This is a genomic window from Pseudomonas sp. S2_H10, assembly GCF_054668285.1.
Map to the genome: position 1 here is coordinate 3,916,460 of NZ_CP162754.1, position 14,530 is coordinate 3,930,989.

Consider the following 14,530-nt stretch of genomic DNA (forward strand, 5'->3'; position numbering starts at 1 on the left):
ATGGCACAAAAAAACGAAGAGGACGACAAAGTCCGCCTCGATAAATGGTTGTGGGCTGCACGATTCTACAAAACCCGCGCCCTGGCCAAGGCGGCCATTGAAAGCGGCAAGGTGCATTGCCGGGGCGAACGCTGCAAGCCGGGTAAAGAGCCTCGGGTCGGCGATGAGTTTGTGATACGCGCCGGTTTCGATGAGCGCACAGTGGTGGTCCAGGCGTTGTCGATCGTTCGCCGTGGCGCCCCGGAGGCGCAGACCTTGTATGCCGAGACACAAGCCAGCATCGCCAAGCGCGAAGAGGCGGCGGCGCAAAGAAAGGCGGGCGCCCTGGGCGTGAGCACCGACGGCAAGCCGAGCAAGAAGCAGCGGCGGGATCTGTTCAAGTTTCGTGGTGACAGCCACGGCGATTGAAGGGATCGATGGTCTGCGCACTTGCAATTGGCGGCCTGCGCATCCATATCGGGTGAATCGCCAGCGTCGCTTTGAGTTGAACAAACCGCCGCTCGTCGAAAATCGCACACAGTCTCTGACCTGTAGGCCATAACCAGATTGCCAGCAGTGCAGAGCGGGAAACGACCCGGAATCCGTCGGCGCTTGTTCCACCTTGCTTGGATCAGGCCCGGATTGTTCATAAAATGCCTTTCATGGCTGAACATTGCGCCCCCGAGGGCTGGCGCAAGGAAAATTTCCTGTTTCCTGTCACCTTTTTCACCACTTCAGATACCCAGACCTATGACCGATCAAGCGGATAACGACTTCACCCAACGCTTCATCTTCGATGACAGCGACACCCGTGGCGAGCTGGTCTCGTTGGAGCTCAGCTACGCCGAAGTCCTGGCCAAGCACGCCTACCCGCAGCCGGTCGCGCAACTGCTCGGCGAGCTGATGGCGGCCGCATCGTTGCTGGTCGGCACGATGAAGTTCGATGGCTTGCTGATACTGCAGGCACGTTCCGAAGGCCCGATCCCGCTGCTGATGATCGAGTGCTCCAGCGAGCGCGACATCCGTGGTCTGGCCCGTTACGACGCGGATCGCATCGCTGCCGATGCAACCCTGGCCGACCTGATGCCGGACGGCGTGCTGGCATTGACCATCGACCCGAAACAGGGCCAGCGCTACCAGGGCATCGTCGACCTCGACGGCGCCACCCTGTCCGAGTGCTTCACCAACTACTTCGTCATGTCCCAGCAAGTCGGCACACGCTTCTGGCTGTACGCCGATGGCCGTCGCGCCCGTGGCCTGCTGCTGCAACAACTGCCTGCCGACCGTTTGAAAGACGAAGACGAGCGCGCCGCCAGCTGGCAGCACATCACCACGCTGGGCGGTACGCTGACCGCCGATGAGCTGTTGGGCCTGGACAACGAAACCGTGCTGCATCGTCTGTACCACGACGAGCAGGTGCGGTTGTTCGATGTGCAGAAGTTGCGCTTCCGCTGCAGCTGCTCGCGCGAACGTTCGGCCAATGCGCTGGTCAGTCTGGGTGTGGAGGACGCGCAACAATTGGTGGTAGAACACGGTGGCAACATCGAGATCGATTGCCAGTTTTGCAACCAGCGCTATCTGTTCGACGCGGCCGATGTCACTCAATTGTTCGCGGGTGCGGGCATCGAGACGCCGTCAGATACCCGTCACTAAAACGGTTCAGCGCAGGTAAATTCACTGCCTTGCGCCGGATTAACGCCGTTACGACAGGAGGGGCCTACTCTTTTTGGGCTTTTCTGGCATAATCCGGCCCACTTTTTTCGCGGTAGTAGTGCACGACTTTCTACTACAAAAACGTTTGGAGCACTCGGCCACTGGCCGACGGGGAACCTCATGACGCAAGCCAATAACGCCGTGTACACCGATCTGAGTGTTGATGATCTGGTTAAAGAAGCCCTCAACCGCGGTGAAGGCGAGCTTGCCGATACCGGCGCACTGGTTGTTCGTACCGGTCACCGTACCGGCCGTTCGCCAGTCGATCGTTTCATCGTTGATGAGCCGAGCACCACGGGCGCCATCGCCTGGGGCCCGATCAACCGCAAGTTCCCGGCCGACAAGTTCGACGCCCTGTGGGACCGTGTTGAAGCTTTCAACAACGCGCAAGAGCATTTCGTTTCCCACGTGCATGTAGGTGCTGCTTCCGAGCACTACCTGGCCGTGAAGATGACCACCCAGACTGCCTGGCAGAACCTGTTCGGCCGTTGCCTGTTCATCAACCCGGCCCAGTACAACCCGGCGGGTCGTGACGAGTGGCAGGTCCTCAACGTGGCCAACTTCGAGTGCGTGCCAGAGCGTGACGGCACCAACTCCGACGGCTGCGTGATCATCAACTTCGCACAGAAGAAAGTGCTGATCGCCGGCATGCGTTACGCCGGTGAAATGAAGAAAGCCATGTTCTCCGTGCAGAACTTCCTGCTGCCGGCTGCCGACGTATTGCCAATGCACTGCGCCGCCAACATCGGCGAAGAGGGCGACGTGACCCTGTTCTTCGGTCTGTCCGGTACCGGCAAGACCACCCTGTCGGCCGACGAAAGCCGTTACCTGATCGGTGACGACGAACACGGCTGGGGCGAAGGCGTTGTCTTCAACATCGAAGGCGGTTGCTACGCCAAGTGCATCGACCTGTCCGAGAAGAACGAGCCGGTTATCTGGAAAGCCATCAAGCACGGCGCGGTCCTGGAAAACGTCGTCATCGATGACGCCAAGCACGCCGACTACACCGATGTCAGCCTGACCCAGAACAGCCGTGCCGCCTACCCGCTGGAGCACGTTGCCAAGCGTTCCGAGAAGAACCTCGGTGGCGAGCCGAACGCTGTGATCTTCCTGACCTGCGACCTGACTGGCGTGCTGCCGCCAGTGTCGATCCTCAACGAAGAGCAAGCGGCCTACCACTTCCTGTCCGGCTACACCGCTCTGGTTGGCTCGACTGAAATGGGTTCGGGCAGCGGCATCAAGTCGACCTTCTCCACCTGCTTCGGCGCACCGTTCTTCCCGCGTCCGGCCGGCGAATACGCTGAACTGCTGATCAAGCGCATCCGCGGCTTCGGCTCCAAGGTCTACCTGGTCAACACCGGCTGGACCGGCGGTGGCTACGGCGTCGGCAAGCGCTTCAACATCCCGACCACCCGTGCGGTGATCGCAGCGATCCAGAGCGGCGCGCTGATCGGTACCGAAACCGAGCACCTGGACACCATCAACCTCGACGTGCCATTGGCCGTACCGGGCGTTGAGACTGGCCTGCTGAACCCACGCAACACCTGGGCCGACGTAGCCGCCTACGACGAAGCCGCCAAAGCACTGGCCGGCCTGTTCGTCGAGAACTTCAAGAAGTTCGAAGTGAGCGACGCGATCAAGGCTGCGGGTCCAAAGCTGTAAGTGTTGGATTGAGCTAACGAAGAAGCCGCCCCTCGGGGCGGCTTTTTTGTGCGCGAGATTCAGTTTTTCGCGGGCAGGTCAGAATGCGTCGGGCTGTTATAGGCCCTCGAGCTCATCCGTGTCCCAGCGTTGGGCCTTGATGGCCCGGTAGAGCATGCCAATGGTCAAGGACACCTTCTCGCCGCGACCCTTGGCCTTGCGCTTTAGATTCACGTCAAAGCCGTCGGGCTGGAAATAGCGATAGCTGTCGAAATCCACGAAGTCGATGGCGAAGTGGTCTTCCAGGGTTTCGATCAAATGCCGGGCGTCTGCACCGTTGCAGCCCAAGTCGAAGTTGATCGAGGTGGTCAGGCTTATGGTTTTGCGTTCGGGGAAGCCGAGTTCTTCATGCAGCAGTTGCATGAGTTGCTGCATCAAGTGGTCGTCGGGGAGGTTGGGGGCGAGGTTCATTGCTTAGGTTCCGCCAATCGAAATGCAGGCGCCATATTATCCTGTTCACGTTTCGATAGGCCCAGAGCCCCTGCTAGCGTTGACCATTGGCTGACGACTTCTTTGAAGCTCTCGATGATGTTTTCTGCATCCATACGACTGACCCGAAAATACTCCGCCACTTCCCGGGCCAGTTCCAGATCCAGGGCGTTGTCGGTATCTGTGATGTTTAGTTTCAAGCCGTCGGCGTGGGCCACCGGGTTCATGTCATAGGCGGCAGACAATCGCCATCCCCGACCCGGATCAAGGATAAAACCATGGTTACGCAGGTGATCGTCGCTGTTGGAGACCAGGATGTTGAACACAATTCGTGACCACAACTCCCGTAGGTCTGCGTTGGTTTGCGAACCGTGTTCCATGAGCACTTCGGCCAGCTCAAGGTAGCTTGCGCCGACTGAGGCATCGTCACCGTCAACTCGATCAGTCATGGTCATGGCCGAGGCAAAGTGCAGGCGACCACCCCGATCTGTGCGGTCGAAGCGCTTGACCATGAAGCAGTGATGATCACTGGCGTAGCGTCGGGCGATGCCGGTCGCGACTCGAAGGCCACAATGATTGGCCAGGGCATTCACCACCAGCTCCCAAGCGCCAATGTCATAGTCGTCGCGGGTGCTGGGGAACTTGGCAATCCACAAGTGCCCCTGCTCGTCTGCAACGCTGGCCTTGGGGCGTGCGCCACCCAGTGAGCCTCCAGGTGCGATCAGCATTCTCAGCCACTCGCGGCCATCGAGTGAGGTGTTGTCCGGATCGTTTTCCAGCGCTCGGCTCGCTTGCTCCAAAGCCCGCAGCTCAATGAACGGGGGGCGGCCACGCCATCACGATCATCGAGAAAATTGCCTTGGTCATTGAGCTTGTAGCGGATCGCACCGACCCGATAGAGGTCATGTACGCCTAACAGGAAGTCCGACTCGTGAAGCTTGCTGCCTTTGGCAGCCAGGCCGTCGCGGATATCGCGTTCCAGTCGTCGCTTCATCAGTAATTGGCCCCACCGATCCGGGCTTGAATCAGCGAACACGCCAAACCGGCTTTGATGCTGCCCCGGGAACTGACGACCTTCATAGAGCCCGATTCGAGGGTCCAGGGGTGTGAAGTTCAACTCGGGATCCGCCAGCGCAGCAGTGTCGTACTCAAACTCGAAGACTTCTGTGGAGCGGGCCTTTCGGGCATGCAGAAAACCGAGACGTCTGGGCCCATTCAAGGACTCCCAATCGGCATACACCGCAATGTGCGTCATTTTTCACCTGTCGCGGGCTTGGTTTTTTTCTTGGTCAACAGATTGGAAAGTGACTGGGTGTTGAAGGGGAAGTCAGCGGATAGATCTTCTGTCTGGGTGGCACTTTCAATCACTCCGGCGTCTTTTTCAGGTGTCGGAGGGGCTTTTTTTACTGTGCTTATTCTGCGTACTCGTCGGTTTGAGTCTTGAGCGGAGGTTGCCTTGGATTTGAGTTGTGCGTCTTGCAGTTGACGGCCCACCTCATCGGTTGCCGCGAGTTTGTTCAAGTCTTTTTCCAGCCCCAGAACCTGCATGACAGACAGGTAGGCGCCGATGGTCACCCCTGAGCCACCTGATTCCAGGGAACGCAAGGTTGTCAGGGACATGCCCGACCTCTCGGCAACTTGTTTGGCAGTGAGTTTGCGGCGTAGGCGAGCGAGTTTCAGTCGCTCGCCGAACTCGGAAAGTAGTCTGGAAGCGGCGGGCAAGAGTGGAGCTGTCTTCTTGGCCATGTGCCAATATTCCTTCATTAGGGCGCTATAACTGCCAGAATAATAGCACTTAAAGGAAAGGGTGAGCTGCGATTGGGGCATTGAAAAAGACACCATTCTCGTGACGCTGATTTTCTTAAGGAATGCCTTCTAACTACCATTATTCCATCTGTTTTATATTGAAACAGCCAGAATAATTCCACTTTAGCGCTCTGATGAATGGCGTTAAGCGGGACTTTCAGCATGCGTTGTGCTGGGCAACCTTGAGCAGGTCGCACCGCGTTACGTTCATCGCTGGCAAGCCAGCTCCTACAGGGGGTTGTGGTGATGGTTCAGGTGGTGAGTTTCGGCAAACGCTGTCGGGCAATGTCGAGCATGTCGTTGCCATCCTGGGTCAGCAGGTACAGGGCACTGACGATCTTGGGGATGTCGCTCGCATCGGCCTGTTTGAAACACGTGCAATAAAGGGTTTCGAGCAGGTCGCTGGCGGCGCGGATGCGTTGTCGGGCGGCATCGAGGATCTCGTAGGGGTCGGCCTCGGTGTCGATGACCAGCACCGGGGTTTCGCTGTAGCGGGTCTTGAGTGGGTGGTAGCGGGCTGTCAGTGAGTCAGGGTTTTTCATTGAGTGGATCCTGTGCGAAATCGGCAAATGTTCCCGGCAGGCCGAGACACTGTTTTCAGCCGCGCTGGAAACTATAGGAGGGTATGGCGTTGCGGAACAAGACGGCTGAGATCGACAGGCTTTGTAAGGGTTTTGTCATATTTTGAGGAAAGGGACTACACGCTGCTGCTGGTTTTTTAACGTGACTTGGCTGGAGGTAAAAATGCCTACAACGCTTTCAGCCGCTTCGCAGTCAGTCTCGGGAGAGGGGCTCTCGGACAGCGTCGGGCATTTCGAGTTTTGCGGTGGGTGAGTTGCCCGATTCCTCAAGCCCTTCCAGCCATCCGCTGTATCATCCCGTATCGTTTTGCCCCCGACCTTTTCTCGACTCGCTGCGATCGCTGGCTAGGCTTCTGACACCGCGGCAGTCAACGGAGTGACAGCTTATGCACAACACCCTGGAACAGGTTTTCGGTTATCCACAGTTTCGACCCGGTCAGGAGGCGGCCGTCAGTGCCGTGCTGGCCGGGCGTTCGGCGGCGGCGATTTTCCCCACCGGTTCCGGCAAATCCCTTTGCTACCAATTGCCGGCGCTGTTGCTGCCGCACCTCACGCTGGTGGTCTCGCCGCTGCTGGCGTTGATGCAGGATCAACTGGCGTTCCTGCAACGCCACGGCATCTCGGCGGGCAGCATCGATTCGGCGCAGAGCCGCGATGACGCCAGCGATGTCATGGCGCGTGCCAGGTCCGGCGAGTTGAAGATTCTGATGATCTCGGTGGAGCGCCTGAAGAACGAGCGTTTTCGCCATTTCCTGCAACAAGTTCCGATCTCGTTGCTGGTGGTGGACGAGGCGCACTGCATCTCCGAATGGGGGCATAACTTTCGCCCGGACTACCTCAAGCTTCCCGACTATCAGCGCCAGTTCAACATCCCTCAGGTTCTACTGTTGACCGCAACGGCGACGCCCAAGGTCATCGCCGACATGCAGGCAAAATTCGCCATCGCCGCCGACGATGTGGTGACCACCGGTTTCTATCGCCCGAACCTGAATCTGCTGGTGGAGCCGGTGCGCGCAGCGGATAAACGCAGGCGTCTCGTCGAGTGGATGAGCCAGCGTCCGGGCCAGCCGGGGATCGTCTATGTCACGTTGCAGAAAACCGCCGAGCAGATCGCCGAACACCTGAACCGCAACGGCATTCAGGCCGAGGCCTATCACGCCGGCTTGCCCCATGAACAACGGGAAGCGATCCAGCGTCGCTTCATGAGCGGACAGTCCAACTGCATCGCCGCCACCATTGCCTTTGGCATGGGCATCGACAAAAGCGACATCCGCAACGTGGTGCATTTCGACCTGCCCAAATCCATCGAGAACTACAGTCAGGAAATCGGCCGCGCCGGGCGTGACGGGCAACCGTCGGATTGCCTGGTGCTGGCCAACCGCGACAGCCTCAACGTGCTGGAGAACTTCGTCTACGGCGACACGCCGGAGCTGGATGGCATCCGTTGCGTGCTTGACGAGATGCAGGCCACAGCGCCCGAAGGGCAGTGGGAGTTCCTGCTGGGGCCGTTGGCCGACCAGAGCAACATTCGCCAGTTGCCGCTGAAGACCTTGCTGGTGCAGCTCGAATTGCGCGGATTGATCGCACCGCGCTACGCGTACTACGCCGAGTACCGTTTCAAGTACCTGGAGGAGCCCGAGGTGTTATTGGCGCGTTTCGAAGGCGAGCGCAGGGATTTTGTCGCAGCGATCATCCAGACCTCCAGTCGCGCCCGGACTTGGGCCACGGTGAATTTCGAGGCGTTGTACGCGCAGCATCAGGCCGAGCGCAATCGGGTGGTCAAGGCGCTCGATTACTTCCAGGAGAAGGGGTGGGTGGAGCTCGAAAGCAAGCAGATGACCGAGGTCTACAGCGTGCTGCAAAACGGGTTCGACAACATCGCGTTGAGCGAGGAACTGCACGGCTATTTCACTCGGCATGAGCGCACCGAGGTTGCGCGGATTCACGCGATGCTGGATCTGTTCGCCACCGACCGTTGCCTTGGCTATCGCTTGGCCGAGTATTTCGGCGACCAGAATGCTCCGCAGCAGTGTGGCCATTGTTCGGTGTGCCATGGCCAGGTGGCGCGGCTACCGGCACCGCCGGAGCTGCCGGCGCTTGTGGATAAGAATTTCGCGGCGCTGTGTGGCGGTTTTATCCACAGGCACGAGCAGCACACGGGCAGCTTGCCCTCGGCTGAGCGCGTGACACGGTTTCTGTGCGGGATCAGCGTGCCGTTGTTTACCAAGCTCAAGGCGCGCTCTATTTCCGGGTTTGCGGCGCTGGAGGATTATCCGTATGCCGAGGTGCGGGAGTGGGCGCACAGGCATCTGGCAGGGTTACATCCATCCGCTGAATGTTGCTCATCACAGGAATAAATTTCAAAAAAGCCCGGTGGCTGACTATGGTGGTGGCTGTCTTCGGATCGCCAACAAGAGAACAAAACATGAGCCAGACACCGTCGAATATTCAGCGCGCCGCCGTCATCGGCGCGGGCACCATGGGCCGTGGCATTGTCATGTGCCTGGCCAACGCCGGAGTGGCCGTGCAGTGGGTCGACAACAATCCGCAAATGCTCGAGCAAGCCCTGGCAAGCGTGGCGGACACCTATGCCCACAGTGTGCGTCAGGGCCGCATTGATCAGGGTGAAGCCGATGCTCGAGTCGCGCGCGTAACCGCGGCCGATGGTTATGTGGCCATCCGCGATGTCGACCTGGTCATTGAAGCGGTGTACGAGAACCTTGAGCTCAAGCAGAAGATTTTCCGCGAGCTCGATGGCCTGCTCAAACCTGAAGCGATACTGGCGAGCAACACTTCGGCACTGGACATCGACGCTATCGCGGCGGTCACGCGTCGGCCGCAGCAAGTGCTGGGCCTGCATTTCTTCAGCCCGGCGCACATCATGAAGCTGCTGGAAATCGTCCGTGGCGCGCAGACTGCACCGGCAGTCCTCGACGCGGCGCTGGCGCTCGGCCAGCGCATGGGCAAAGTCAGTGTGGTGGCGGGCAATTGCGATGGTTTCATCGGCAATCGCATGCTCAATACCTACGTGCTTGAAGCGCGGAAAATGCTGCTGGAGGGTGCTTATCCCTACCAGGTGGACGCAGCGCTGCAAGGCTTCGGTTTCGCCATGGGGCCGTTCCGCATGTTCGACGTGGTGGGCGTCGACCTGCAGTGGCGCGCACGGCAACTTTCCGGGGTCGGGCAGGACGCGCCGGAGGTTCAGGTGGATAACCGGTTGTGCGAGATGGAGCGTTTTGGCCAGAAGAGTGGCAACGGTTTTTACCATTATGAACCGGGCAGTCGTCAGGCCGAGCACGATCCGCAGGTCGACGCACTGGTGCTGCAAGTCAGTGAGGAGCTGGGGTTCCAGCGCCGCGAGATCGGCCCGCAGGAGATTCTCGAACGCTGCTTGCTGGCGCTGGTAAACGAAGGCGCGAAGATCCTGCAGGAAGGTGTTGCCGGATCGGCTCACGATATCGATCTGGTCTATCTCAACGGTTACGGTTTCCCGGCCGACAAGGGCGGGCCGATGGCCTGGGCGGACCAGCAAGGGCTGGCGGATATCCATCGACGCTTGATGGACCTTGAGACGTGTCAGGGCGATCACTGGCAACCGGCGCGGTTGATCGGGGAACTGGCGGCGGCGGGCAAGGGCTTCGCTGACAAGTGATCGATGAAGGCAACGCGGTTTTCGCCTTAGACTGGCGAACCCACTCAGGAAGCAACGCTAATGCCGCAACGCACCGACTACCCGCACTTCCAGCCCATCACCACCCGCTGGCACGACAACGACGCCTACGGTCACGTCAACAACGTGACCTATTACAGCTTCTTCGATACGGCGGTGAACACTTACCTGATCGAAGTCGGCGGCCTGGATATCCACGACGGTGAGGTGGTGGGGTTCGTGGTGAGTTCGGCCTGTGATTACTTTGCTTCCATTGCTTTCCCGGACCGCATCGAGATCGGTCTGCGGGTGGGCAAGTTGGGCAACAGTTCGGTGCAGTACGAACTGGCCGTGTTCAAGCAAGGGGAGGATGAAGCCTGTGCGGCAGGGCGCTTCGTGCACGTGTTTGTCGATCGGGCGTCGAATCAGCCCGTGGCGATTCCGCCAGGGTTGCGCGGGGCGCTGGAGCGTCTGGTGGCTCAGTAAGGCAAAAAAAATCGCAGCCCTTGGGCTGCGATTTTTGTTGTACCTGCCAGCGAGGCGCTCGAGGCCTTAGTCGCGGTAGTACTTGTGGTGCTTCTTGCGATGGCCATAGGCATGACCACGGCCCGGATGGCCGTCACGGTAGTAACGGCGATCACCATGGCCGCGATACGAACGACGATCGTCGTCATCATTATCGTACTCTTTGCCCATGTAGTTACCCAGCGCGCCACCGGCGCCGCCGCCTGCTGCAGCGCCGATCAGGCTGCCGGTGGTGCCGCCCACGCTGCGGCCAACCACGTTACCGCCCGCTGCGCCCAACGCACCACCAATGGCCGCTTCGCCACGGCTGTGCTTGTTTGCGCCGACGGCACTACCACCCGCGCCGCCCAGGGCCGCGCCGATGGTGGAACCTGTACTGCCGCCTAACGACTGACCGACGACCGAGCCCAGAACCCCGCCCAATGCGCCGCCTACACCGGCTTCGGTGGTGCCGCCGGCAGAGGCAATGCCACTGACCAGGCCAAGGGACAACAAGAGAATCGAGGAGAACTTCATGGAGGAACCTCAAGGGGATGACGGCGCGATCCTGAGGCTCTGGAATGGGCGTGACAATCGAAATCCGACGAATAACACGACTTGTATACAATATTGCAAGTTACTGTTTTTTGGGCGGAACTTAACGTTTTTTTGCCGGTCTTTTACTTATTCGCAAAGGCCGTTTTCGTGAGGAAACGGCCTTTTTTGTGGGCGAAAGGAAAGTGCAGGGTCCGGAGTTTTTGGTGATTGGTCTGGCCCCATCGCGAGCAAGCTCGCTCCCACAGGGATTTCAGTCGAACGCAGATTATGTGAACAACAGAAAAAGACTGTGGGAGCGAGCTTGCTCGCGATGGGGCCAGTTCAGACAACACATTAAGCAGACCTGGCCATGATCAGCCCGGTCTCACTCGCCGCTTCCAGCCGGATCGCCACGAATTTCGACGTCGGCGTATGGCTGCCATCCCCGACGCTTTCCAGCGGCACCAGCGGATTCACTTCCGGATAGTACGCAGCCGCCTGCCCGGCCGGGATATCGAACGCCAGCAGCGTGAAGCCTTTCACCCGACGTTCGACGCCATCGTCCCAGAGCGAAACGATGTCGGCCTTCTGCCCCGGTTTGAAGCCAAGGCGAATGATGTCGGCCTCGTTGACGAACAACACGTCGCGCTGACCTTTCACGCCGCGATAACGGTCGTTGAGGCCATAGATCGTGGTGTTGTACTGATCGTGGGAACGCATTGATTGCATGATCAGGTCCGGCAGCACACCGGTGGCGCGGGTGCGTTCGTGCACCAGGTCTTTGGGCAGTGCGTTGGGACGGAAGTTGGCCCGGCCCGAGGCGGTGCTCCACTTGCGCGAACCGGCGCTGTTGCCCAGGTAAAAACCACCCGGGTTCTTGATCTTCTCGTTGAAGTCCTTGAAGCCCGGAATGGTCTCGGCGATCAGGTCGCGGATGCGGCGGTAATCGGCCACCAGCCAGTTCCAGTCCACGGGATGGCTGCCCAAAGTCGCGGCGGCGATACCAGCCAGGATCGCCGGTTCCGAACGCATCTGGTTCGACAACGCCTGCAACTGACCGTTGGAGGCGTGGACCATGCTGAACGAATCTTCGACGGTCACCGCTTGCGGGCCTTCGGTCTGGATATCGATGTCGGTGCGGCCCAGGCACGGCAGGATCAGCGCGTCCTTGCCGTGGGTCAAATGGCTGCGGTTGAGCTTGGTGCTGATCTGCACGGTCAGGTCGCAGTTTTGCAGGGCCTGGAAGGTGCGCGGGCTGTCCGGCGTGGCTTGGGCGAAGTTGCCGCCCAGACCGATGAAGACTTTCGCCCGGCCTTCGGCCATGGCATGAATCGCCTCGACCACATTGTGCCCGTTGTGGCGTGGCACCTTGAACTGGAAGCGGCGCTCCAGGGAATCGAGGAAGGCTGCCGGCGGACGTTCGTTGATGCCCATGGTCCGGTCGCCCTGCACGTTACTGTGGCCCCGCACCGGGCACAGGCCGGCACCCGGGCGGCCGACGTTGCCGCGCAGCAGCATCAGGTTGGCGATTTCCTGGATGGTCGCCACCGAATGGCGATGCTGGGTGATGCCCATGGCCCAGCACATGATGACGTTCTTGCCCTTGGCGTACATGCGCGCCGCTTGCTCGATCTCGACCAGGGTCAGGCCGGACTGCTCGACGATCTGCTCCCATGGCGTTTCGTCGATGACCGCCAGGTACTCCAGCACATTGGCGCTGTGTTCATTGAGGAAGTCATGGTCGAACACCGCTGGCGCACCGGTTTTCTGTGCGTCGCGCTCCCATAGCAAAAGGAACTTCGCCATCCCGCGCATGATCGCCATGTCACCGCCCAGGGCCGGGCGGAAGAATGCGGTGTTGGTCGGCTCGGAGCCGTTCATCAGCATTTCGATCGCGTGCTGCGGGTGCTGGAAGCGTTCCAGGCCGCGTTCCTTGAGCGGGTTGATGCACACCACTTGCGCGCCGCGCTTCACTGCTTCACGCAGCGGTTCAAGCATGCGCGGGTGGTTGGTGCCGGGGTTCTGGCCCCAGACGAAAATTGCATCGGCGTGTTCGAAGTCGTCGAAGGTCACGGTGCCTTTGCCGACACCGACACTTTGCGACAGCGCCACACCGCTGGCTTCGTGGCACATGTTCGAGCAGTCGGGGAAGTTGTTGGTGCCGTAGGCGCGCACGAACAGCTGGTACAAATATGCCGCTTCGTTGCTGGCCCGGCCCGAGGTGTAGAACTCGGCCTGGTCCGGGCTCGACAAGCCGTTCAGGTGTTTGGCGATCAGCGCGAAGGCGTCGTCCCAGCTGATCGGTTTATAGCGGTCGGTTTGTGCGTCGTAGCTCATCGGCTCGGTCAGGCGACCCTGGTATTCGAGCCAGTAGTCGCTTTGCTCCAGCAGCGAAGTGACGCTGTGCTTGGCGAAGAACTTTGCATCGACACGGCGTTTGGTCGCTTCCCAGTTCACCGCCTTGGCGCCGTTCTCGCAGAACATCACCATGCCCTTTTCCGGAGAATCGCCCCAGGCGCAACCCGGGCAGTCGAAGCCACCGTTCTGGTTGGTCTTGAGCATGATGCGCAGGTTTTTCAGGGCGTTGTCGCTGGTCAACCAGGCCTGGGCCACACTGATCAGTGCGCCCCACCCACCGGCAGGACCTTTATAGGGCTTGTAGCGAGGGACAGGGGTCTGGTCGGCTTGACGGTGTTGACTCACGCTTGTTTCTCCAACGTTGGGCTGTAGACCCGCGGCGCATTCTTCTGTGGCAGATGGATGAGGTTGAGGTTGTGGCGGCGCGCCCATTGCACGGCAAGGCCGGTGGGCGACGACAGGCTGACCAGCGTCTGGATGCCGGCGCGCAGGACTTTCTGGATCAATTCGAGACTGCAGCGGCTGGTGACGATCGCCAGCCCGCCGGCGGTCGGGATGTTCTGGCGGACAAGGCCGCCGATCAGCTTGTCGAGGGCGTTGTGCCGGCCGATGTCTTCGCGGCCCATCAGCAACTCGCCCTGATCGTTCATGAACACCGCAGCGTGTACCGCACCGCAATGCTGGCCCAAAGGCTGGAAGGCGCCGATGCGCTGGCGCAGGCCGTCGAGCCATTCAAGGGGTGGCAGCGGGGCGCCGGGCAATACCTGAAGGTCCGGCAGGGCCTGCTCGACCGCCTCCACGCCGCACAGCCCGCAACCGCTGGTGCCGGCCAGTTGCCGACGCTGCTGCTTGAGGTTCCAGAAGGCGCGGTTGGCGATGGTCACTTGCGCGTATTGCGCCGAGCCCGAGCCGGTCAGTTGCAGGTCGTAGATGTCCGAGGCGTCCTGGATGATTCCGCTGCCCAGGCTGAAGCCGACAATGAAGTCTTCCAGATCCGTCGGCGTTACCAGCATCACCGCCTGGCTGATGCCGTTGTAGGCAATCGCCAACGCGACTTCCTCGGCCAGCGCGGTGCTGTCCGACTCCGAGTATTCAAGATTGCTGTAACTGTACGTCTGGCTGGCGGCGGGCGCGGGCGTTTCGAGGGCAGGCGCCGCGCAGGAAGGGCGCTTGGTGTTCATGGCATCACCCACGGTTTGATCAGCTTTAAGACTAGGCGCGGCAACTTGTCGCGTCTAATCGCTATTACTGATCTACCGATAGATGCCGTCGA

General features: G+C 60.1%; 12 protein-coding genes and 1 pseudogene. 6 read left to right on the forward strand and 7 right to left on the reverse strand.

Annotated features, from left to right (window positions below; genetic code table 11):
- The 3 genes from AB4O16_RS17495 (at position 1) to AB4O16_RS17505 (ending at position 3,354) form a co-directional block, all read left to right on the forward strand.
- Entirely contained in the window at positions 1-408 is a 408-nt protein-coding gene (locus AB4O16_RS17495) for an RNA-binding S4 domain-containing protein (RefSeq protein ID WP_160390754.1), read from the forward strand.
- Positions 409-729: 321 nt separating this feature from the next.
- A complete protein-coding gene (gene hslO, locus AB4O16_RS17500; RefSeq protein WP_160390753.1) occupies positions 730-1,632 on the forward strand; it encodes an Hsp33 family molecular chaperone HslO in 903 nt (300 codons plus the stop codon).
- A gap of 180 nt (positions 1,633-1,812) precedes the next feature.
- Positions 1,813-3,354 (forward strand): phosphoenolpyruvate carboxykinase, encoded by a 1,542-nt coding sequence (locus AB4O16_RS17505; protein WP_160390752.1) that lies wholly within the window; start codon positions 1,813-1,815, stop codon positions 3,352-3,354.
- 96 nt (positions 3,355-3,450) lie between these two features.
- Here the strand turns inward: AB4O16_RS17505 and AB4O16_RS17510 are convergent, their stop codons facing one another.
- The 4 genes and pseudogenes from AB4O16_RS17510 to AB4O16_RS17525 all read right to left on the reverse strand — a co-directional run bounded on the left by AB4O16_RS17510 (position 3,451) and on the right by AB4O16_RS17525 (position 6,170).
- Positions 3,451-3,804, reverse strand: a complete 354-nt coding sequence (locus AB4O16_RS17510) for a DUF1493 family protein (RefSeq protein WP_460155406.1) — start codon at positions 3,802-3,804, stop codon at positions 3,451-3,453.
- Positions 3,801-5,077 (reverse strand): annotated as a pseudogene (locus tag AB4O16_RS17515) (type II toxin-antitoxin system HipA family toxin). Before AB4O16_RS17515 ends, AB4O16_RS17510 begins: the two are co-directional and overlap by 4 nt.
- Complete coding sequence (locus AB4O16_RS17520) at positions 5,074-5,568, reverse strand: helix-turn-helix domain-containing protein (protein ID WP_460155407.1); 495 nt, start codon at positions 5,566-5,568, stop codon at positions 5,074-5,076. The pseudogene AB4O16_RS17515 and the gene AB4O16_RS17520 overlap by 4 nt, the downstream one beginning before the upstream one ends.
- Before the next feature lie 311 nt (positions 5,569-5,879).
- Positions 5,880-6,170, reverse strand: a complete 291-nt coding sequence (locus AB4O16_RS17525; protein ID WP_160390748.1) for a hypothetical protein — start codon at positions 6,168-6,170, stop codon at positions 5,880-5,882.
- Between the two features lie 425 nt (positions 6,171-6,595).
- Here AB4O16_RS17525 and AB4O16_RS17530 point away from each other — a divergent pair, with 425 nt between their 5' ends.
- The 3 genes from AB4O16_RS17530 to AB4O16_RS17540 all read left to right on the forward strand — a co-directional run bounded on the left by AB4O16_RS17530 (position 6,596) and on the right by AB4O16_RS17540 (position 10,344).
- A complete protein-coding gene (locus AB4O16_RS17530; RefSeq protein ID WP_460155408.1) occupies positions 6,596-8,566 on the forward strand; it encodes a RecQ family ATP-dependent DNA helicase in 1,971 nt (656 codons plus the stop codon).
- Positions 8,567-8,634: 68 nt separating this feature from the next.
- Entirely contained in the window at positions 8,635-9,861 is a 1,227-nt protein-coding gene (locus AB4O16_RS17535; protein WP_460155409.1) for a 3-hydroxyacyl-CoA dehydrogenase, read from the forward strand.
- 60 nt (positions 9,862-9,921) lie between these two features.
- A complete protein-coding gene (locus AB4O16_RS17540) occupies positions 9,922-10,344 on the forward strand; it encodes an acyl-CoA thioesterase (protein WP_160390745.1) in 423 nt (140 codons plus the stop codon).
- Positions 10,345-10,410: 66 nt separating this feature from the next.
- Here the strand turns inward: AB4O16_RS17540 and AB4O16_RS17545 are convergent, their stop codons facing one another.
- The 3 genes from AB4O16_RS17545 to fdhD all read right to left on the reverse strand — a co-directional run bounded on the left by AB4O16_RS17545 (position 10,411) and on the right by fdhD (position 14,438).
- Positions 10,411-10,899 carry a glycine zipper domain-containing protein gene (locus AB4O16_RS17545; RefSeq protein ID WP_460155410.1) on the reverse strand — a complete coding sequence of 163 codons (489 nt, stop codon included), beginning with the start codon at positions 10,897-10,899 and terminating at the stop codon, positions 10,411-10,413.
- A 354-nt stretch (positions 10,900-11,253) separates the two neighbouring features.
- Positions 11,254-13,602: an FdhF/YdeP family oxidoreductase gene (locus tag AB4O16_RS17550; RefSeq protein WP_460155411.1), complete on the reverse strand. Its 2,349-nt coding sequence runs from the start codon at positions 13,600-13,602 to the stop codon at positions 11,254-11,256.
- On the reverse strand, positions 13,599-14,438 hold the full coding sequence (gene fdhD, locus AB4O16_RS17555) for a formate dehydrogenase accessory sulfurtransferase FdhD (RefSeq protein WP_460155412.1): 840 nt from the start codon (positions 14,436-14,438) through the stop codon (positions 13,599-13,601). Before fdhD ends, AB4O16_RS17550 begins: the two co-directional genes overlap by 4 nt.
- Positions 14,439-14,530: the final 92 nt, after the last annotated feature.